Here is a 19,757-nt window from a genome sequence, read left to right as displayed (position 1 = left end):
TCAGCCAGTCACTGCCAGTGATCCTTTCGCAACGAACCCATGGACGATTCGCTGCAAAAGGGACTTTCAGCCCTGAAGCCGGTACTCCTCGAGCAGGCGTCGCCCGATGATCATTTTCTGGATCTCGGCGGTACCTTCACCGATCAGCAGCATCGGGGCCTCCCGGTAGAGACGCTCGATCTCGTACTCCTTCGAGAACCCGTATCCACCGTGGATACGGAAGGCGTCCTCGACGACCTCCTTGCAGTACTCGGAGGCGAGGTACTTCGCCATCCCTGCTTCGAGGTCGTTTCGTTCCCCGGAGTCCTTTTTGCGTGCTGCATTCACCATCATCGCATGGGCGGCTTCGACCTTGGTAGCCATCTCGGCCAGCTTGAACTGAATCGCCTGGTGCTCGGCGATCGGCTTGCCGAAAGTGTGACGTTGCTGGGCATAGGAGACACCCAGTTCGAAAGCACGCTGAGCGACGCCGCAGCCACGCGCCGCCACGTTGACGCGGCCGACCTCGACCCCGTCCATCATTTGGTAAAACCCTCGGCCCGTCTGACCGCCGAGTACCCGATTGGCCGGAATGCGCAGTCCGTCCATGATGAGCTCGGTCGTGTCGACGCCCTTGTAGCCCATCTTGTCGATCTTGCCGGGGATGGTCAGTCCGGGACGGACCTCACCGAAGCCGGGCTCCTTCTCGACGAGGAAGGTCGTCATCGACTTGTGGGGCGCGGTGCCCTCGGGGTGTCCTTCGTCACTCCGGACGAGAACGGCCACCAGGGTGGAGCTGCCGCCGTTCGTCAGCCACATCTTCTGGCCGTTCAGGACGTACTCGTCGCCGTCCTTCACCGCCTTGGACGAGATGGCCGACACGTCGGAGCCCAGCGCCGGCTCGGACATCGAGAACGCGCCGCGCACCTCGCCCAGGGCCATGCGCGGGAGGAAGTGGTCCTTCTGCTCCTGCGTGCCGTGCTGCTTGAGCATGTACGCCACGATGAAGTGGGTGTTGATGATGCCCGAGACGGACATCCAGCCACGGGCGATCTCCTCGACGCACAGGGCGTAGGTGAGGAGCGACTCACCCAGGCCGCCGTACTCCTCCGGGATCATCAGGCCGAAGAGGCCGAGTTCCTTGAGGCCGTCGACGATCTGCTGCGGGTACTCGTCACGGTGTTCGAGCTCGGTCGCGACCGGGATGATCTCCTTGTCGACGAACTCCCGGACGGTCTTGAGGATCTCCCGCTGGACGTCGGTCAGCCCGGCGGTCTGGGCGAGTCGGGCCATGGCTACTTCCCCTGTTCCTTCAGCGTGGGGCGGCCGGGCTGCTCGCCGCCGCGCTCCTTGATGTACGTCTCGGTCGGGACCATCACCTTGCGCCGGAAGACGCAGACGAGGGTGCCGTCCTGCTTGTAGCCCTTGGTCTCCACGTAGACGATCCCGCGGTCGTTCTTCGACTTCGACGGGGTCTTGTCGAGGACCGTGGTCTCGCCGTAGAGCGTGTCGCCGTGGAAGGTCGGCGCCACGTGCCGCAGGGACTCGATCTCCAGGTTGGCGATGGCCTTCCCGGAGACGTCCGGCACGGACATGCCGAGCAGCAGCGAGTAGATGTAGTTGCCCACGACCACGTTCTTGCCGAAGTCGGTCGTGTTCTCCGCGTAATTGCTGTCCATGTGGAGCGGGTGGTGATTCATGGTCAGCAGACAGAAGAGGTGGTCGTCGTACTCGGTGACGGTCTTTCCGGGCCAGTGCTTGTAGACCGCCCCGACCTCGAACTCTTCGTACGTGCGTCCGAACTGCATCGGGATCAGGCCTCCGGAATCTCGAACTTGGTGGTGCGCTCCATGCCGGCCGCCCGGCCCTTGCCCGCGATGACCAGGGCCATCTTGCGGCTGGCCTCGTCGATCATCTCGTCGCCGAGCATCGCGGAGCCCTTCTTGCCGCCGGCCTCCGAGGTGCACCAGTCGTACGCGTCGAGGATCAGCTCGGCGTGGTCGTAGTCCTCCTGCGAGGGGGAGAAGACCTCGTTGGCCGCGTCGACCTGGCCCGGGTGCAGCACCCACTTGCCGTCGAAGCCCAGCGCGGCGGCCCGGCCGGCCACCTCGCGGTACGCGTCCACGTCGCGGATCTGCAGGAAGGGACCGTCGATCGCCTGGAGGTTGTGCATGCGGGCCGCCATCAGGATCCGCATCAGGATGTAGTGGTAGGCGTCCGCCGGGTAGCCGGGCGGCTGCATGCCCACGACCAGGGACTTCATGTTGATCGAGGCCATGAAGTCGGCCGGGCCGAAGATGATCGTCTCCAGCCGCGGCGAGGCGGCGGCGATCTCGTCGACGTTCACCAGGCCCTTGGCGTTCTCGATCTGCGCCTCGATGCCGATCTTGCCGACCTCGAAGCCCATGGTCTTCTCGATCTGGGTCAGCAGCAGGTCCAGGGCCACGACCTGCTGGGCGTCCTGGACCTTCGGCAGCATGATGCAGTCGAGGTTCTGGCCGGCGCCCTCGACCACCGTGACGACGTCGCGGTAGGTCCAGTGCGTGGTCCAGTCGTTGACGCGCACGACGCGGGTCTTGCCGGTCCAGTCGCCGTTGTTCAGCGCGTCCACGATGGTGTGGCGGGCGCCTTCCTTGGCGAGCGGCGCGCAGGCGTCCTCCAGGTCCAGGAAGACCTGGTCGGCCGGCAGGCCCTGGGCCTTCTCCAGGAACCGCGGGTTCGAGCCGGGCACCGCGAGGCAGGAGCGACGCGGGCGAAGGCGGTTCACCGGGTGGACGGGCGTGGTCATGCGGGGACCTCCGTGCTTGCAACGATTTCGTTGTCGATGTCGAGGGGGGCGAGCTTGTTTGCCTTGCGGATCTCGTCGACGATACGGCCGATGATCTCCGTGATGCCGAAGTCCTTGGGCGTGAAGACCGCGGCGACACCCGCGGCCTTCAGGGTTACGGCGTCGGCGTTGGGAATGATGCCCCCGACGATGACGGGGATGTCACCCGCCCCCGCCAGCCGCAGCCGTTCCAGGACGTCCGGGACCAGAGCGCTGTGCGAGCCGGACAGGATGGACAGTCCCACGCAGTGCACGTCCTCGGCCAGCGCCGCGGAGGAGATCTCCTCCGGCGTCAGCCTGATGCCCTGGTAGACCACCTCGAAGCCGGCGTCGCGGGCGCGGACGGCGATCTGTTCGGCGCCGTTGGAGTGCCCGTCCAGGCCGGGCTTGCCGACCAGCAGGCGCAGCCGGCCCGAGCCGAGCTCGTCGGCCGTACGGGACACCTTCTCGCGGACCTCGTGCATCGGCGTACCGGGCTCGGCGGTGACCGCGACCGGGGCCGAGGAGACCCCGGTGGGGGCGCGGAACTCGCCGAACACCTCGCGCAGGGCGCCGGCCCACTCGCCGGTGGTGACACCGGCGCGGGCGCACTCCAGCGTGGCCTCCATCAGGTTCTCGGTGCCCGCCGCGGCCTCCTTGAGGCGCTCCAGCGCCTGCTGGGTGGTGGGGAAGACGAACGGGTCGCCGTTCCCCTGGCGGTCCGAGGACTCCTGCCGCTCGGCGCGCCAGCGGCCGATGCGCTCGACGGTCAGCGCCTCCACGGCGCCGTCGACCGTCATGATGGCGCCGTCCAGGTCGGCCGTGAGCGGGTTCTCCTCGGTCTGCTGGAAGCAGTTGACACCGACGATCTTGTCCTCGCCGGCCTCGATCCGCGCCCGCCGTTCGGCGTGCGAGGAGACCAGCTCGCCCTTCAGGTACCCGGACTCGACGGCCGCCATGGCGCCGCCCATCTCCTGGATCCGGTCGATCTCGGCCAGGCAGTCGGCGACCAGGGAGCCGACTTTGGCCTCGATGACGTGGGATCCGGCGAAGATGTCCTCATACTCCAGCAGGTCGCTCTCGAGCGCCAGGACCTGCTGGATGCGCAGCGACCACTGCTGGTCCCAGGGCCGGGGCAGACCCAGCGCCTCGTTCCAGGCGGGCAGCTGCACGGCGCGGGCCCGGGCGTCCTTGGACAGGGTGACCGCGAGCATCTCCAGCACGATGCGCTGGACGTTGTTCTCCGGCTGGGCCTCGGTCAGCCCCAGGGAGTTGACCTGGACGCCGTAACGGAAGCGACGCTGCTTCGCGTTCTCGATGCCGTAGCGCTCGTGGGTGACCTTGTCCCAGATGCGGCCGAAGGCGCGCATCTTGCACATCTCCTCGATGAAGCGGACGCCCGCGTTCACGAAGAAGGAGATCCGGGCGACGACCTCGCCGAAACGCTCCTGGGGCACCTGGCCCGAGTCGCGCACCGAGTCGAGGACCGCGATCGCCGTGGACATCGCGTACGAGATCTCCTGGACCGGGGTGGCCCCGGCCTCCTGGAGGTGGTACGAGCAGATGTTGATCGGGTTCCACTTGGGAATGTGGTTGACCGTGTACGCGATCATGTCCGTCGTCAGCCGCAGGGACGGCCCCGGCGGGAAGACGTGCGTCCCGCGCGAGAGGTACTCCTTGACGATGTCGTTCTGGGTGGTGCCCTGGAGCTGGGCGATGTCCGCGCCCTGCTCCTCGGCGGCCACCTGGTAGAGCGCCAGCAGCCACATGGCCGTGGCGTTGATCGTCATCGAGGTGTTCATCTGCTCCAGGGGTATGTCCTGGAACAGCCGCCGCATGTCGCCCAGATGGGAGACCGGGACCCCGACCCGGCCCACCTCGCCGCGGGCGAGGATGTGGTCGGGGTCGTATCCGGTCTGGGTCGGCAGGTCGAAGGCGACCGACAGACCCGTCTGGCCCTTGGCGAGGTTGCGGCGGTACAGCTCGTTGGACGCCTCGGCCGTGGAGTGGCCGGCGTACGTCCGCATGAGCCACGGACGGTCCTTCTGGCGCTCTGTCATCTCAGGCTGTCCCTTAGGCCTTTGAACGGTCTCAGACGTTACGGAAGCGGTTGATCGCGTCGAGGTGCGTCGCGCGCAGCTCGTGGTCGCGCACGCCCAGGCCCTCCTCGGGGGCCAGCGCGAGGACGCCGACCTTGCCCTGGTGGAGGTTGCGGTGGACGTCGTAGGCGGCCTGTCCGGTGTCCTCCAGGGAGTAGACCTTCGACAGGGTGGGGTGGATCTTGCCCTTGGCGACCAGGCGGTTCGCCTCCCACGCCTCGCGGTAGTTCGCGAAGTGCGAGCCGACGATCCTCTTGAGGGACATCCACAGGTAGCGGTTGTCGTACTCGTGGTTGTAGCCGGAGGTCGAGGCGCAGGTGACGATCGTGCCGCCCTTGCGGGTGACGTAGACGCTCGCGCCGAAGGTCTCGCGGCCCGGGTGCTCGAAGACGATGTCCACGTCCTCGCCGCCGGTCAGCTCGCGGATGCGCTTGCCGAAGCGCTTCCACTCCTTCGGGTCCTGGGTGTGCTCGTCCTTCCAGAACTTGTAGCCCTCGGCGTTGCGGTCGATGACCGCCTCGGCGCCCATGGCCCGGCAGATGTCCGCCTTCTCGGGGCTGGAGACCACACAGATCGGGTTGGCGCCGCCGGCGAGCGCGAACTGGGTCGCGTACGAGCCGAGGCCGCCGCTGGCGCCCCAGATCAGGACGTTGTCGCCCTGCTTCATGCCGGCGCCGTTGCGGGAGACCAGCTGGCGGTAGGCGGTGGAGTTGACCAGACCGGGGGAGGCGGCCTCCTCCCAGCTCAGGTGGCCGGGCTTCGGCATCAGCTGGTTGGACTTGACGAGGGCGATCTCCGCCAGGCCGCCGAAGTTGGTCTCGAAGCCCCAGATGCGCTGCTCGGGGTCGAGCATCGTGTCGTTGTGGCCGTCCGAGGACTCCAGCTCGACCGAGAGGCAGTGGGCGACGACCTCGTCGCCCGGCTTCCAGGCGTTGACGCCCGGGCCGGTGCGCAGCACGACGCCCGCGAGGTCGGAGCCGATGATGTGGTACGGCAGGTCGTGGCGCTTGGTCAGCTCCGACAGGCGCCCGTAGCGCTCCAGGAAGCTGAAGGTGGACACCGGCTCGAAGATCGAGGTCCACACGGAGTTGTAGTTGACCGAGGAGGCCATGACGGCGACCAGGGCCTCGCCCGGGCCCAGCTCCGGCACCGGGACGTTGTCCAGGTGAAGGGACTTGCGCGGGTCCTTCTCGCGTGTCGTCAGCCCCGCGAACATCTCCGCCTCGTCCTTGTGCACGGTGATCGCGCGGTACGAGTCGGGCAGCGGCAGGGCCGCGAAGTCTGCGGCGGTGGCGGACTGCGACTGAATCGCGTCCAGGATGTCCTTCACGGTAGAGCCTCCGGCTAGCGCTGATGAGGGTGCGCTGAGGGGAACGGGGGTGCGTGGTGCAGGTGTGGTGTGCCGTCGGTCCGGCTGCTGCGGTGGTGCTGGGCGACGCCCGTGGTGAGGCGTGCGGTGCCTGGTGACGCAGGCGATCCGGGGCGCGTTCCGTGCCGTGTGGGCGCGGGCCGCGGGGACATCCGGACGTCTTCAACGTATGGCACCCCGTGTCACCCGGCAAGGCACCGCGTGCCAAAACTTTCTCTCATTTGCCGATTGACCTGCACCGATGAGCGATGATCGATCAAAGTTACCCGCGAGTAGGGGCAAGCCGGACATACGAAAGCGGCCGCCCCCGGATCGGGAGCGGCCGCTGTGACGAGAGTGACTACTGCTTGGCGCGCAGGGCTTCTTCGATGGTCCGCATGACCTCGTCCAGCGGGGCATCGGTGCGGGCCACCGCCACCAGCACCTCGCCCTGCGTACGGACGGCCGCCGGCGCGGCCGGGGCCGTGCTCAGGGTGCGGCCCGCGCCGATGCCCGAACCGAAGGTCTTCCGGACGATCGAGAACGCGTGGTCCAGCTGCGCCTCCACGTCCCCCTGGCCGCCCGCGCGCAGCCAGCGGCGCAGCACGTGGTTGTGGGCGGTGACCACCGCCGAGGCGGCCACCTCGGCCAGCAGCGGGTCGTCGTTGCCGTCGTGGTGGTCGTGCTCGTCGAAATGGGCCAGCAGGTAGCGGGTGAACAGCCGCTCGTACCGGGCCACCGAGGCGATCTCCCGCTCCCGCAGCGCCGGCACCTCACGGGTCAGCCGGTACCGCTCCACCGACACCGCCGGCGAGGCGGCGTACATCTTCATGACTTCCTTGATCCCGCGGCACACCGTGTCGAGCGGGTGCTCGTGCGCCGGGGCCACGTCCAGCACGGCCTCGGCGCGGGTCAGGGTGTCGTCGTGGTCCGGGAAGATCGCCTCTTCCTTGGACCGGAAGTGCCGGAAGAAGGTCCGCCGCGCCACCCCGGCGGTCGCGGCGATCTCGTCGACCGTCGTCGCCTCGTACCCCTTGGTCGCGAAGAGCTCCATGGCCGCGGCGGCGAGCTCACGGCGCATCTTGAGCCGCTGAGCGGCCGCCTTGGTGCCCGCCGGGCTCTCCGGGGTGTCGGAGGCCGTGGCGGCGCGGGGCGAGGTCTTGGCGGGCTGGGACATAGAGCGAAAGTACTTCATTCGTGCAGGGGTGCGCGCCTGCGGGGGGTGGGAGAGGGGTGGATGCGGGGGAGAGCCCGCACTGGGCTCGTGAGGGTTGGCCCGCCGTGAGGGTCCGGCGGGCCCGAGCAGCCCTCCCCACGCATCCGGCTCGTGGCCCGACGGATTACCGGCGGGCGGCGTACTCACGGAATCCGCGGCCGGTCTTCCGGCCCAGGCAGCCCGCCGCCACCAGGTGCTCCAGCAGCGCGGACGGGGCCAGGCCCGGGTCGCGGAACTCCTTGTGCAGGACCTTCTCGATGGCCAGCGAGACATCCAGGCCGACCACGTCGAGGAGCTCGAACGGGCCCATCGGGTAGCCGCCGCCCAGCTTCATCGCCGCGTCGATCTGGTCGATGTCGGCGTAGTGCTGCTCGACCATCTTGATCGCGTTGTTGAGGTACGGGAACAGCAGCGCGTTCACGATGAAGCCGGCCCGGTCGCCGCAGTCCACCGGGTGCTTGCGCACCTTGAGACAGATCTCGCGGACCGTGGCGTGCACGTCGTCGGCGGTCAGGACGGTCCGGACCACCTCGACCAGCTTCATCGCAGGGGCCGGGTTGAAGAAGTGCATGCCGATCACGTCCTGCGGACGCGAGGTCACGCGGGCGACCGCGATCACCGGCAGCGAGGAGGTGGTGGTGGCCAGCACCGCACCCGGCTTGCAGACCTTGTCCAGGGCCGTGAACAGCTCCTGCTTGACCGCCAGGTCCTCGGCGACGGCCTCCACGGCCAGGTCCACCTCGGCGAAGGCGTCCAGCGAGCCGGCCGGGGTGATCCGGTCCAGGGTCTGGGCCGCACCCTCCTCGGTCAGGCGGCCCTTGGACACCGCACGGCCCAAGGACTTCCCGATCGCGGCCTTGGCGGCCTCGGCCTTCTCCTGGCTGCGGGCGGCGAGCACCACGCTGTAACCGGCCTGCGCGAAGACCTGGGCGATCCCGCTCGCCATGGTCCCCGAGCCGGCCACGCCGACCGAGCTGACGGGACGGCCGCTGCCGACCAGGGACCCGTCGAGCGGGGTCTGCAGGTCGCGGACGATCACCGAGCTGCCCGGCGCCTCGTACGTGTAGAAGCCGCGGCCGGACTTCTGCCCGGTCAGGCCCGCCTCGGCCAGCTGGCCCAGGATCGGGGCCGGGGCGTGCAGGCGGTCGCCGGAGGAGGCGTACATGGCCTCCAGGACGGTACGGGCGGTGTCCACGCCGATCAGGTCGAGCAGCGCGAGCGGGCCCATGGGCAGCCCGCAGCCCAGCCGCATCGCCGCGTCGATGTCCTCGCGGGAGGCGTACCGCGCCTCGTACATGGCGGCGGCCTGGTTGAGGTAGCCGAAGAGCAGGCCGTCGGCGACGAAACCGGGCCGGTCGCCGACCGGAACGGGCTCCTTGCCGAGCTCGCGGGCCAGTTCGGTGACCGCCTCGACGGCCGGCGGGGCGGTGAGGACGCAGGAGACGATCTCGACCAGCTTCATCGCCGGGACCGGGGTGAAGAAGTGCAGGCCCAGCACGCGCTCGGGGCGCAGGGACTCGGCGGCCATGCGCGTCACCGACAGGGCGTTGGTGCCGGTGGCCAGGATGGTGTCGGGCCGCACGATCGCGTCGAGCTCGCGGAACACCTGCTGCTTGATCTCGTACGACTCGGGGACGACCTCGATGACCAGATCGGCCTCGGCGGCGGCGCCCAGATCGGTGAAGGTGCGGAAGCGGGCGAGCACGTCGGCCCGCTCCTGCTCGGTGAGCCGCTCCCGGGCGACGGAGCGCGCGGTGGCCGCGGCGAGGGCGGTCGCGGCCCGGTGGGCGGCGGCCTCGCTGATGTCGATGCCGATGACCTCGCGGCCGGCCCGGGCGAGGACCTCGGCGATGCCGGTGCCCATCGTGCCGAGGCCGACGACGGCGATGGTCTGGAGGGTGGACTGACTGGACTGACGGTCCATCGAGGGACTCCAGTGGAAGAGGGTGACGACTGAGGGGGCGCGCGGCGCACGGCGCGCGCGGATGCCGTACGGAAGAGCCGTGCGGTGAAGGACCCGGGGTGAGCGGGCCCGAGGAGAGGAGCCCGCGGGGAGCGAGTCCCTGGGGCGGAAACGGCGGAACCCTGTCCCGGGGTCACACCGTGAAGAAACGAACCGACCGGCACGAGGCGGCTGCGTCACCAGGCCGCCCTCGTACGTGTTGCAACGACAGTAACCCGCCGGTAACTGGTCCGCCAGAGCGCGGAGATGTGACCTGTACCGCCCAAATGTACCGATCATCGATCATCGATCAACCGGCTGTCTCCGATGTCCCGAAACCCGGCACGGCGACCGCTGTGTCCCCCTAGGGTGGCCGGGTGAACGACGTGCTGGAGCGCCTGCGGGCGGAGGCGGGACCGTCACCCGAGTACGAGGTGCTGCTCACGGCCGCCCCCGACGCTCTGGCCGCTTCCCTGACCTCGGCCGGGCTGCCCCTGTGGGCCCGCGAGCTGGCCGCGTACCGGCTGGGCCTCGCGGGAGACCGCCGCGCCTTCGAATCCCTCGTCCTGCTCCTCAACCACCGGGACCCGGCCCGCTGCGCGGCCGCCGCCGAGGCGCTGGCCGTCCTGGACGACCCGCGCACCGCCCGCGCGGCGGCGGCCCTCGCCACCAACAGCCTCCGCACGGCCTACGCCCTGCAGCCCGTGCGGCTGCTCACCGCGCTGCGCGCCCCCGAGTCCGTACCGGCTCTGATGGCCACCCTGTCGCGGCTGCTGTCCCCGCACGACCCCTACTGGCGGGTGGCCCTGGCCTGCGTCGAGGGCCTCGGCGCCCTCGCCGACCCCCGCGCCCGCGACGTGCTCACCCGCGCCCAGTCCCACCCCCGGCTGGCGGTGGCGGCGACGGCAGCGCTGCGCAATCTGGGCTGAGGTCGCGACCCGCCTGCGCGACGGTGATCACGAAGGCCTCGACGTCGGCGAGGAGTTCGGGCCGGAACAGCGCCGCGACCCGCACCGCCGAGGAGGCGGGGAGCCGGCCGGTCGGGAGCCCGCCGGCCGGGAGCCCGCCGGGTGTCAGCCCCGGAAGCCGAGCAGGCCGTGCAGGGCCGCGCCCCCCGCGGAGGCGGGCACGGCGCGGGTCGCCGTGGTCGGCTTCGGCGCCGCCTGGGCGGGGCAGGTGGCGTCCGTGGCCTTGCCCGTCGTCAGGTAGGCCGCCACCTTCTCGTCCAGGCACTTGTTGCCGCTCAGGGCGATGCCGTGGTTGCCGCCGCCCTCCTCCACCACCAGGGCCGAACCCGACAGCTTCTCCCGCATGCTGAGCGCCCCCTCGAAGGGGGTCGCCGCGTCGTCCGTCGCCTGGAGCAGGAGGGCGGGCGGGAGATCCGCGTTGGTCACGTCCGGGGCCTGGAGCGGCTCCGTCGGCCAGAACGCGCACGGGGCGTTGTACCAGGCGTTGTTCCAGGTCATGAACGGCGCCTTGGCGTGGGTGCGCCACATGTCCGCGCGCCACTGGTTCCAGTCCTTCGGCCAGGCCGAGTCCCGGCACTGGACCGCCGTGTAGACGCTGTAGCCGTTGCCCGCGGAGGGCTCCACCGCGCCGAACCGCTCGTAGGCGGCCACCAGCGGCTTCGGGTCCTTGGCCACCGCGTACGCGGCGAAGGCCTCGGCCAGGTTCGGCCAGTAGCCGTTGAAGTACCCGCCCGGCATGAAGGTGTCCTCCAGCTCCGCCGGGCCCACCTTGCCTCCCGCCGGACTCTCGCGCAGCGCGTCCCGCATCGCGTACCAGGCCTCCTCGACCGCCGCCGGGTCGGTGCCCAGCTTGTAGGTGGCGTCGTACTGGGCCACCCAGGCCAGGAAGGCCTTGTGGCGGGCGTCGAAGGCGTGGTCCTGGGCGAGGTTGTCCTCGTACCAGACGCCGCCCGGGTCGACCACGGAGTCCAGGACGAGCCGGTGGACGCGGCCCGGGTGGAGCTTGGCGTACACCGCGCCCAGGTAGGTCCCGTACGAGTAGCCGAAGTAGCTGATCCGCTCCGCGCCGAGGGTGCCGCGCAGCGCCTCGATGTCCCGGGCGGCCGAGACGGTGTCGATGTACGGCAGTACGTCCGCGTGCTTGGCCCCGCAGGACTCGGCGAAGGAGCGCACCCGGTCGAGGTTGGCCCGCTCGGTGGCCTCGTCCATGGGGACGGAGTCCGGCCGGGCGGGCTTGAAGTGCCCGGCCGCGCAGTCCAGGGCGGGCTCGCTCTTGCCGACGCCCCGGGGGTCGAAGCCGATCACGTCGTACTGGGCGGCCACCTCCTTGGGCAGGGCGGAGGCGATGTAACCGGCCAGGCTGCGGCCGCTGCCGCCCGGGCCGCCGGGGTTGACCAGCAGCGGGCCCTGGGAGGTGGGGCCGGTGTGGGGGACCCGGGTCAGGGCGAGGGCGATCTGCCGGCCGTCCGGCCGTGCGTGGTCGAGGGGCACCTTGAGGGACGCGCACTGCAGCGTGGGGTACCGCGGGGTGGCGCAGCCGGTCCAGCGCAGCGCGGCCCGCGCCGGCGCCTGGGCGGCAGGATCGGCCGGGGCGGCGGGCGCGGCCGTGACCGGGCTCGCGAGGGCGGCCGCGACGGTGGCGGCGACGGTGGAGATCGACAGCAGGACAGCGGCGCGCTTCTTCAAGGGGTGGAGCATGGGGCCTCCCAGCCGAGGGTTCTGGGCGGAATCGTCCCGGAAACCACGCCTGGAAGGCGGGATTGGGCCGCCGATTGGCCCGATGTGATGACCGTTCAGGCGGTGCCGGCCGTCACAGGAGGCTGAGCTGTGTGGCTTCGGCGGGCGCGGAGCCGTCCGGACGCTCCGGTGCGACGATCTTGCGGGCCTCGCCCCGCCGGGCCGGGCCGATGCCGAATTCGGCCGCCAGTTCGTGGACTTGGCGGGTGATCCGGCGCTGGTACCAGGTGGGCGCGTACGACCCGCCCGCGTACATCCGCTCGTACCGGGGGACCAGGTGGGGGTGGCGGGCTCCCAGCCAGGCCGTGAACCACTCGCGTGCCCCGGGCCGCAGATGGAGTACCAGGGGTGTCACGGAGGTCGCGCCGGCCTCGGCCACGGCCCGTACGGTCGCCCGCAGCTGCTCCGGGGAGTCCCCGAGGAAGGGGATCACCGGGGCCATCAGCACTCCGCACTCGATCCCGGCGTCGGTGAGCGTCCGTACGGCGCCCAGCCGGGCGGTGGGGGAGGGGGTGCCTACGCGATCCGTCCCGGTCACGAAGCGGACCCCCGGATCATTCACGACCAGTCGTTGCGGGACGGCACCCGCAGGCCGAGCCGACCGGGCTGGTGCACGGGCGGGCCGCGCGGACTGCTCGCCCCGGGCGAGCCGCAGAAGCGGGCCGCCGAACTGGCCGGCGTCGCCTGGGACCGCTGGCACGAGATGGCGGCGGAGCACCCGCCCGGCCGGTCGTGGGAGGAGTTCGCCCCGGCGTCGACACCGAAGCTCGGCACGCGGGGTGGGAGAGGTACCTCGCGCAGCCGCCCGCCCCCGCCTTCCGCGAGTGGGCCGCCGGGCTGCCGGACCACCCGGATGCCGGCAGTTTCGGCGCCGTCCTGCGCCGCGCGGACGACCCTCTCAGGATGGTCGGCGGGCGCAGCCGGGAGGAATTCCTCGCCTTCGGCGCCGACCGGGCGGTCGGGTACGGCAACGTCCTGACCCTCGACGGCTGGTGGTGCGAGGAGGGGTGCGATCCCGTCCACGGCGACTGCGACGGCCCGGACGCCTGCGTCCACCGCCCGCCCCTGCCCGGGCCCCGGGCCACCGCCACGACCAGGTACCTGGAGGAGCTGCCCGGGGACACCCTCCTCGTGTACGTCCGCTGCCACGTCTGATCCGGATTTGGGCCACCGCTCCGAAGGTGGTTGGCTTCGCCGTGACGAGCGGACACAACTGCTGGAGGAACAGCTATGGCGCAGGTCGAGGCCACCACGGAGCGGATCATCGCGGCTGACGCGGAGACCGTGTTCGACGCGCTGGCGGACTACACCGGGACCCGCAAGAAGCTGCTGCCCGAGCACTTCAGCGAGTACGAGGTGCGCGAGGGCGGCGACGGCGAGGGCACCCTGGTGCACTGGAAGCTGCAGGCCACCAGCAAGCGCGTACGCGACTGCCTGCTGGAGGTCAGCGAGCCCACGGACGGCGAGCTGGTGGAGAAGGACCGCAACTCCTCCATGGTCACCACCTGGCGGGTCACCCCGGCCGGTGAGGGCAAGTCCAAGGCCGTGGTCACCACCGTCTGGAACGGCGCCGGCGGCATCGGCGGCTTCTTCGAGCGCACCTTCGCGCCCAAGGGTCTCGGCCGGATCTACGACTCCGTGCTGGAGAACCTGGCCACCGAAGTGGAGCGCTGAGCAACGGCGTTGGCGGTGAGGCCGGGACCGCGGCCTCACCGGATCGGGTGAACCCGGCGTGTCCGAGGGCCGTAGTCCCCCGCGCCGACGGCGCGACCGGCCGACAGCGCGACCGGCCGACAGCGCGACCGGCCGACCGGCCGGCGGGCCGACGGGCCGCGGCCGAGGTACCGCGCACCGAGGTACCGCGCACCGAGGTACCGCGCACCGAGGTACCGCGCACCGAGGTACCGCGCACCCACGGGCCGCGCACCACGGGCCGCGTGCCGAGGGTCACGCACCGCGCGCCGCGCCGGGGCGTGAGCCCCACAGCCACCGGGGGCCTCGGCGGCTAGGGTGGCACCCTGAGCGCAACCGACCGCCCGGGGGCCCGATGAAGATCCTCATCTCCGCCGACATGGAAGGCGCCACCGGCGTCACCTGGCCCGCGGACGTGCTGCCCGGAACCCCGCAGTGGGAACGCTGCCGCGCGATGTTCACCTCCGACGTCAACGCCGCCGTACTCGGCTTCTACGACGGCGGAGCCGACCAGGTCCTCATCAACGAGGCGCACTGGACCATGCGCAACCTGCTGCTGGAGAAGCTCGACGCCCGCGCCGAGATGATCACCGGCCGCCACAAGACCCTCTCCATGGTCGAGGGCGTCCAGCACGGCGACGTCGACGGCATCGCCTTCGTCGGCTACCACACCGGAGCCGGCTCCGAAGGGGTCCTCGCCCACACCTACCTCGCCAACTCCATCACCGGAGTCTGGGTCAACGGGACGCGCGCCAGCGAGGGTCTGCTCAACGCACACGTCGTCGCCGAGTACGGGGTCCCCGTCATCCTGGTCACCGGCGACGACCTCACCTGCGTGGACGCCGCCGGATACGCCCCCGGAGCCGCGACCGTCGCCGTCAAGGACCACGTCTCGCGCTACGCCGCCGTGTGCCGCACCCCGGCCCGTACCGCCGCCGACATCCGGGCCGCGGCCAAGGAGGCCACCGCCCTGGCCGTGCGCCACGATCCGGTCCGCGGCGGCCCCTTCACCGTGGAGCTGGAGTTCGACGCCGCGCACCTGGCCATGTCCGCGACGGTGGTCCCCGGCGTGGAGCGGAGCGGGGAGCGCAAGGTCGCGTACACCAGCGAAACCATGTACGAGGGGATCCGGGCCTTCAAAGCGGTCACGACGGTCGTCTCGGCGGCCGTGGAGGAGCAGTATGGCTGACATGTGCGCAATCAACGCCGAGATCCCCGCGGGCGCCGGCGCCGGCGCCGTCGACACCGCGGACCCGGTGGACGCCGTGCGCGGGTTGGACGCGGCGGGCGTGGCGGACGTGGTGGACGCGGTGGCTCTCGACGAGGCCGTCGAGTTCACCTCCGGCCTCATCCGGATCGACACCACCAACCGGGGTGGCGGCGACTGCCGCGAGCGCCCCGCCGCCGAGTACGTCGCCGAGCGGCTCGCCGCCGCCGGCCTGGAGCCGCTCCTGCTGGAGCGCACCCCCGGCCGCACCAACGTGGTCGCCCGGATCGGGGGCACCGACCCCTCCGCCGAGGCCCTCCTCGTCCACGGCCACCTCGACGTGGTCCCGGCCGAGGCCGCCGACTGGAGCGTGGACCCCTTCTCCGGCGAGGTGCGGGACGGCGTGGTCTGGGGGCGCGGCGCCGTCGACATGAAGAACATGGACGCGATGGTGCTGGCCGTCGTACGGGCCTGGGCACGCGCGGGGGTCAAGCCGCGCCGGGACATCGTGATCGCCTACACCGCCGACGAGGAGGACAGCGCGGTCGACGGCTCCGGCTTTCTCGCCGACCACCACCCGCACCTCTTCGAAGGGTGCACCGAGGGCATCAGCGAGTCCGGGGCCTTCACCGTGCACGGCGGCCCGGGCGGCCGCGCCCTCTACCCGATCGCGGCGGGGGAGCGGGGCACCGCCTGGCTGAAGCTCACCGCCCACGGCACCGCCGGCCACGGCTCCAAGCCCAACAGGGCCAACGCCGTCAGCCGGCTCGCCGCCGCCGTCGCGCGGATCGGTGAGTACGCATGGCCGGTCCGGCTCACCGACACCGTCACCGCCTGCATCACCGAACTCGCCTCCCTGCAGGGCCTGTCGGTGGACCCGCGGCGGCCGGGCCTCGACGTCGACGAGCTCCTCGACGCACTCGGACCGGCCGGCTACCTGGTCCGCGCCACTGTGCGCAACAGCGCCAACCCGACCATGCTCAGCGCCGGTTACAAGCTCAACGTGATCCCCGAGCACGCCACCGCCTACGTCGACGGCCGGACCGTGCCCGGCGGCGAGGCCGAGTTCGCAGCCACCCTCGACGCCCTCACCGGCCCCGACGTGCGCTGGGAGTTCCACCACCGGGAGGTCGCCCTCCAGGCCCCCGTGGACGGCCGGACGTACGGGATCCTGCGTGAGTCGGTCGAGCGGTTCGACCCGGCCGGCCACGTGATCCCCTTCTGCATGGCGGGCGGCACCGACGCCAAGCAGTTCTCCCGCCTCGGCATCACCGGCTACGGCTTCTCCCCGCTGAAACTGCCGCCCGGCTTCGACTACTGGGCCCTCTTCCACGGCGTGGACGAGCGGGTGCCCGTCGAGGCCCTGCACTTCGGCGTCCGCGTCCTCGACCGCGCGCTGCGGACCCTGTGAACGGGGCCCGGTGATGGCGGCGACGACCCGGCCCTACGGCAGCTGGCCCTCACCCATCGACGCGGGCCTCGCGGCCTCCCTCGACGGGCGGCCCGAGTACCTCGGCACGGTCGGCCCCGAGGTGTGGTGGACCGAACCCCGGCCCGAGGAGGCCGGCCGCCGCACCCTGGTGCGCCGCCGCCTCGCCGACGGCGGGCCCGAGATCACCGAACTGCCCGCACCGTGGAACGTGCGCAGCCGCGTCACCGAGTACGGCGGCCTGCCCTGGGCAGGGCTCGAACGGCCCGCCGGCGGACCCCTGCTGGTCTTCGTCCACTTCGCCGACCAGCGGCTGTACGCGTACGAGCCCGACGCCCCCGGCGGCCCCGAGCCGCGGCCGCTGACCCCGGTCTCCCGGACCGGCGGCGGCCTGCGCTGGGCCGACCCGGTGCTGCGCGGCGGCGAGGTGTGGTGCGTGCTGGAGGAGTTCACCGGGCCCGCGCCGACCGATGTGCGCCGGGTACTGGCCGCCGTACCGCTGGACGGCTCGGCGGCCGGGAACCGCGGCGCGGTGCGGGAGCTGACGCACGACCGGTACCGGTTCACCACCGGGCCCCGGCTCTCCCCGGACGGCCGGCGGGCCGCCTGGCTGGTGTGGGACCACCCGCTGATGCCGTGGGACGGTACCGAGCTCAGGGTGGCCGAGGTCACCGGGGACGGGGAGCTTGCCGACGCCCGGACCGTACTCGGCGGCCCCGACGAGGCCGTCGCCCAGGTCGAGTGGACGGCCGAGGGGACCCTCCTCGCGGTCAGCGACCGCGGCGGCTGGTGGAACCCGTACAGCGTGGACCCGCGGACCGGCTGGGCGATCAACCTCTGCCCGCGGGAGGAGGAGTTCGGCGGCCCGCTGTGGAAGCCGGGGCTGCGCTGGCTCGCACCGCTCCCCGGGGACGCCCCGCACCCGGCGGGCTCGGGGGCCGGGCTCGTCGCCGTCCTGCACGGGCAGGGCGCCTCGGTGCTCGGCATCCTCGACCCGGAGAGCGGCGACCTGGTGGACGCCGCCGGGCCGTGGACCGCCTGGCAGCCGACCCTCGCCGTGCACGGCACCCGGGTCTACGGGGTCGCCGCCAGCCCGCGCAGCGCGTACGAGGTGGTCGAGCTGGACACCGCCACCGGGCACGCCCGGGCGGTCGGCGGGCAGCGCCCGGACCCGGTGGACCCGGCCTACTACCCGGAGCCGCAGAGCCGCATCTTCCTCGGCCCCGACAACCGCCACATCCACGCGCACGTCTACCCGCCGCACCACCCGGCCTGCCGGGCCGCCGCCGACGAACTGCCCCCGTACGTGATCTGGGCGCACGGCGGACCCACCGACCACGTGCCGCCCGTACTCGACCTGCACATCGCCTACTTCACCTCGCGCGGCATCGGCGTGGCCGAGGTGAACTACGGCGGGTCCACCGGCTACGGCCGCGCCTACCGGGAGCGGCTGCGCGAGCAGTGGGGCGTGGTGGACGTGGAGGACTGCGCGGCGGTCGCCCGCGCGCTGGCCGCCGAGGGCACCGCCGACCCCGCCCGGCTCGCGATCCGGGGCGGCAGCGCGGGCGGCTGGACGGCGGCGGCCTCGCTGGCCGCCACCGACCTGTACGCGTGCGCCGCGATCATCTACCCGGTGCTGGACCTGCTGGGCTTCGCCGGGGAGACCCACGACCTGGAATCCCGCTACGTCGAGAGCCTGGCCGGGCCGCCGCAGACCCTGGCGGTACTCAACCGCGAGCGTTCCCCGGTGGCCCGTGCCGACGGGATCACGGCGCCGTTCGTCCTCCTCCAGGGACTGGAGGATCCGATCTGCCCGCCGGCCCAGGCGGAGCGGCTGCTCGACGCCCTGCGGGGCCGGCCGGTGCGGCACGCGTACGTGACCTTCGAGGGCGAGGGCCACGGCTTCCGGCGGGCCGACACCATGATCCGCGCGCTGGAGGCAGAACTGTCGCTGTACGCGCAGGTCTTCGGCATCGAACGCACCGACGTGCCACGGCTGGACCTGGCCTAGCGGGGGGCGCGCAGGCTCCGGGCGACGGAGCCGAGCAGCAGGGCGCCGGGGGCGATGCCCGCGACGGTCGCGATGACGGCGAGGGAGGCCCCGCAGGCGGCCAGGACCAGACCGGCGGCACCGCAGGCGGCCATCGCGGCCGCCAGCAGCCGGAGCGCCGGCATGCGCCAGACGACCGCGAGACCGAAGAAGTGCAGGCCGACGATCAGAGAGATCCAGGCCACCGTGGCCTGCGGGACGTGCAGCACGAGGTTGATGACGAGGACGCCGGCCAGCGCGGCGACCACCTCGGCGGCCACGACGAGGACGTAGCCCCGCCCGAACATCCTCGGCGCCGCACCGGGGCGGGCGTCGCCGCCCACGCCGCCGGCCGGGGACGTACGTGCCCGCCGCAGTGCGATGAACAGCCAGATGAACGAGGCGATCGCGAGGAGGCGCAGGGGAACGGCGGCGGCCGTGGGCAGGGCTCCGGCATTCGCCACGACGAAGACGAGTCCGGATATGGCGCCGATGAGTCGGCTTGTCTGATGCGATGTCACGGCGCCGGTCTCACCCGAAGTTGATCACTGGGCAAAAAGCCAGACCCGCAGCGGACCGATGGGGGCGAAGCCGCAGCGGACCGCCGCCTCCAGGTCCTCCCCGTGCTCGTAGCCGACCACGTCCAGCTCCGGCCACCGGGCGGAAACCGCACCGAGGACACCCTCCCAGGCGGCCCCGAAGAGGTTGGACACGCCGACCACACCCCCGCCGGTGCTCGCGACGGCCCCGGCGACGATCCGGCCGCCGTCGCGCCCGGCCAGGAAGACGATCCCCTCGCCGAGCAGGGCGGGCCGGAACAGCCCGTCGCCTTCGGTGCTTTCCCCGCCGTCGAAGGCGGCCTCCCAGGCCGCCAGCTCCTCGGCGCCCGAGACCTCGGACCACTCCAGCCCGGCCGCCTCCGCCTCCGCCTCGGGGAGCGGCGCCCCGGCGGGCCGATGGATCCACTGCGCCTCGAACAGCACCTCGAAGCCCGCCCCGGCCAGGTCCAGGTCGGCGAAGCTGTCCTTCACCGAGCAGCCGGGGGAGTCGGTGTCGACGCCCCGGACCACGCTCCTGGCCGGCACGGCCGGTTCCAGGGTCACGGCATCGGGATACATCGGCGGAGTCCGCCGCGCACTGAACCAGAGCTGCTCGCCGTCGTACCGCGGCGCCAGCCCGTGCGCACGGCACACCGCCTCGCACCAGGCGGCGTTGTTCACCGCGGCCCTGCGGAGCAGCGCCATCCTCGTCTCGTCCATGATCACGCTGGTAATGCAACACACCCCGGCAGCAATGTCCATCTGA

General features: G+C 71.8%; 16 protein-coding genes and 1 pseudogene. 6 read left to right on the top strand and 11 right to left on the bottom strand.

Annotation, left to right across the window (positions count from 1 at the left end; genetic code table 11):
• Positions 1–66 precede the first annotated feature (66 nt).
• From ACFY04_RS21460 to ACFY04_RS21430, 7 genes are all read right to left on the bottom strand, one after another.
• The gene (locus ACFY04_RS21460) at positions 67–1,272 is read right to left on the bottom strand and encodes an acyl-CoA dehydrogenase family protein (RefSeq protein ID WP_189967951.1); all 1,206 of its coding nucleotides are present in this window, start codon (positions 1,270–1,272) and stop codon (positions 67–69) included.
• A 2-nt stretch (positions 1,273–1,274) separates the two neighbouring features.
• Positions 1,275–1,787, bottom strand: a complete 513-nt coding sequence (locus tag ACFY04_RS21455) for a MaoC family dehydratase (protein ID WP_112450492.1) — start codon at positions 1,785–1,787, stop codon at positions 1,275–1,277.
• A gap of 5 nt (positions 1,788–1,792) precedes the next feature.
• Entirely contained in the window at positions 1,793–2,767 is a 975-nt protein-coding gene (locus ACFY04_RS21450; RefSeq protein WP_030010164.1) for a CoA ester lyase, read from the bottom strand.
• A complete protein-coding gene (locus ACFY04_RS21445) occupies positions 2,764–4,845 on the bottom strand; it encodes a protein meaA (protein WP_389118760.1) in 2,082 nt (693 codons plus the stop codon). The genes ACFY04_RS21450 and ACFY04_RS21445 overlap by 4 nt, the downstream gene beginning before the upstream one ends.
• A 31-nt stretch (positions 4,846–4,876) precedes the next feature.
• On the bottom strand, positions 4,877–6,214 hold the full coding sequence (gene ccrA / locus ACFY04_RS21440) for a crotonyl-CoA carboxylase/reductase (protein WP_389118759.1): 1,338 nt from the start codon (positions 6,212–6,214) through the stop codon (positions 4,877–4,879).
• 379 nt (positions 6,215–6,593) lie between these two features.
• Positions 6,594–7,409 (bottom strand): TetR family transcriptional regulator, encoded by an 816-nt coding sequence (locus ACFY04_RS21435; protein WP_314246282.1) that lies wholly within the window; start codon positions 7,407–7,409, stop codon positions 6,594–6,596.
• Positions 7,410–7,572: 163 nt separating this feature from the next.
• Positions 7,573–9,372 carry a 3-hydroxyacyl-CoA dehydrogenase family protein gene (locus ACFY04_RS21430; protein ID WP_389118758.1) on the bottom strand — a complete coding sequence of 600 codons (1,800 nt, stop codon included), beginning with the start codon at positions 9,370–9,372 and terminating at the stop codon, positions 7,573–7,575.
• 395 nt (positions 9,373–9,767) lie between these two features.
• On the opposite strand from ACFY04_RS21430, the gene ACFY04_RS21425 reads away from it, so the two are divergent.
• Positions 9,768–10,319: an adenylosuccinate lyase gene (locus ACFY04_RS21425; protein ID WP_389118757.1), complete on the top strand. Its 552-nt coding sequence runs from the start codon at positions 9,768–9,770 to the stop codon at positions 10,317–10,319.
• A 144-nt stretch (positions 10,320–10,463) separates the two neighbouring features.
• On the opposite strand, the gene ACFY04_RS21420 is transcribed toward ACFY04_RS21425, so the two are convergent.
• On the bottom strand, positions 10,464–12,056 hold the full coding sequence (locus ACFY04_RS21420; protein ID WP_389118756.1) for an alpha/beta hydrolase: 1,593 nt from the start codon (positions 12,054–12,056) through the stop codon (positions 10,464–10,466).
• A gap of 112 nt (positions 12,057–12,168) precedes the next feature.
• Positions 12,169–12,612, bottom strand: a pseudogene (locus ACFY04_RS21415) (radical SAM protein); the annotation flags it as partial.
• A gap of 215 nt (positions 12,613–12,827) precedes the next feature.
• On the opposite strand from ACFY04_RS21415, the gene ACFY04_RS21410 reads away from it, so the two are divergent.
• The 5 genes from ACFY04_RS21410 (at position 12,828) to ACFY04_RS21390 (ending at position 18,434) form a co-directional block, all read left to right on the top strand.
• Positions 12,828–13,250, top strand: a complete 423-nt coding sequence (locus ACFY04_RS21410) for a hypothetical protein (protein WP_389118754.1) — start codon at positions 12,828–12,830, stop codon at positions 13,248–13,250.
• A gap of 75 nt (positions 13,251–13,325) precedes the next feature.
• Positions 13,326–13,769: an SRPBCC family protein gene (locus tag ACFY04_RS21405; protein ID WP_033220130.1), complete on the top strand. Its 444-nt coding sequence runs from the start codon at positions 13,326–13,328 to the stop codon at positions 13,767–13,769.
• 373 nt (positions 13,770–14,142) lie between these two features.
• Positions 14,143–14,976 (top strand): M55 family metallopeptidase, encoded by an 834-nt coding sequence (locus tag ACFY04_RS21400; RefSeq protein WP_189740868.1) that lies wholly within the window; start codon positions 14,143–14,145, stop codon positions 14,974–14,976.
• Position 14,977: 1 nt separating this feature from the next.
• Positions 14,978–16,405, top strand: coding sequence for a M20/M25/M40 family metallo-hydrolase (locus ACFY04_RS21395; RefSeq protein ID WP_389118752.1), 1,428 nt, complete (start codon positions 14,978–14,980; stop codon positions 16,403–16,405).
• Between the two features lie 13 nt (positions 16,406–16,418).
• The gene (locus ACFY04_RS21390; RefSeq protein WP_389118750.1) at positions 16,419–18,434 is read left to right on the top strand and encodes a prolyl oligopeptidase family serine peptidase; all 2,016 of its coding nucleotides are present in this window, start codon (positions 16,419–16,421) and stop codon (positions 18,432–18,434) included.
• On the opposite strand, the gene ACFY04_RS21385 is transcribed toward ACFY04_RS21390, so the two are convergent.
• Positions 18,431–18,973 (bottom strand): hypothetical protein, encoded by a 543-nt coding sequence (locus tag ACFY04_RS21385; protein ID WP_389118748.1) that lies wholly within the window; start codon positions 18,971–18,973, stop codon positions 18,431–18,433. The two genes, ACFY04_RS21390 and ACFY04_RS21385, sit on opposite strands and share 4 nt — an antisense overlap.
• A 24-nt stretch (positions 18,974–18,997) precedes the next feature.
• Complete coding sequence (locus ACFY04_RS21380) at positions 18,998–19,711, bottom strand: hypothetical protein (RefSeq protein ID WP_389118747.1); 714 nt, start codon at positions 19,709–19,711, stop codon at positions 18,998–19,000.
• Positions 19,712–19,757: the final 46 nt, after the last annotated feature.

The sequence above is a fragment of the Streptomyces sp. NPDC001549 genome (genome assembly GCF_042894025.1).
Lineage (GTDB): Bacteria > Actinomycetota > Actinomycetes > Streptomycetales > Streptomycetaceae > Streptomyces > Streptomyces kutzneri.
The sequence above is the reverse complement of the archived record's forward strand: the minus strand, read 5'-3'. Positions and strand labels throughout refer to the sequence as shown.

What these genes read in the sequence shown, in the direction of transcription:
- ACFY04_RS21445 (WP_389118760.1), bottom strand. Translation starts at nt 4,845, where the DNA reads ATGACAGAGCGCCAGAAGGACCGTCCGTGGCTCATGCGGACGTACGCC.
- ACFY04_RS21405 (WP_033220130.1), top strand. Translation starts at nt 13,326, where the DNA reads ATGGCGCAGGTCGAGGCCACCACGGAGCGGATCATCGCGGCTGACGCG.
- ACFY04_RS21430 (WP_389118758.1), bottom strand. Translation starts at nt 9,372, where the DNA reads ATGGACCGTCAGTCCAGTCAGTCCACCCTCCAGACCATCGCCGTCGTC.
- ACFY04_RS21435 (WP_314246282.1), bottom strand. Translation starts at nt 7,409, where the DNA reads ATGTCCCAGCCCGCCAAGACCTCGCCCCGCGCCGCCACGGCCTCCGAC.
- ACFY04_RS21390 (WP_389118750.1), top strand. Translation starts at nt 16,419, where the DNA reads ATGGCGGCGACGACCCGGCCCTACGGCAGCTGGCCCTCACCCATCGAC.
- ACFY04_RS21400 (WP_189740868.1), top strand. Translation starts at nt 14,143, where the DNA reads ATGAAGATCCTCATCTCCGCCGACATGGAAGGCGCCACCGGCGTCACC.
- ACFY04_RS21450 (WP_030010164.1), bottom strand. Translation starts at nt 2,767, where the DNA reads ATGACCACGCCCGTCCACCCGGTGAACCGCCTTCGCCCGCGTCGCTCC.
- ACFY04_RS21395 (WP_389118752.1), top strand. Translation starts at nt 14,978, where the DNA reads ATGTGCGCAATCAACGCCGAGATCCCCGCGGGCGCCGGCGCCGGCGCC.
- ACFY04_RS21380 (WP_389118747.1), bottom strand. Translation starts at nt 19,711, where the DNA reads ATGGACGAGACGAGGATGGCGCTGCTCCGCAGGGCCGCGGTGAACAAC.
- ACFY04_RS21455 (WP_112450492.1), bottom strand. Translation starts at nt 1,787, where the DNA reads ATGCAGTTCGGACGCACGTACGAAGAGTTCGAGGTCGGGGCGGTCTAC.
- ACFY04_RS21460 (WP_189967951.1), bottom strand. Translation starts at nt 1,272, where the DNA reads ATGGCCCGACTCGCCCAGACCGCCGGGCTGACCGACGTCCAGCGGGAG.
- ACFY04_RS21420 (WP_389118756.1), bottom strand. Translation starts at nt 12,056, where the DNA reads ATGCTCCACCCCTTGAAGAAGCGCGCCGCTGTCCTGCTGTCGATCTCC.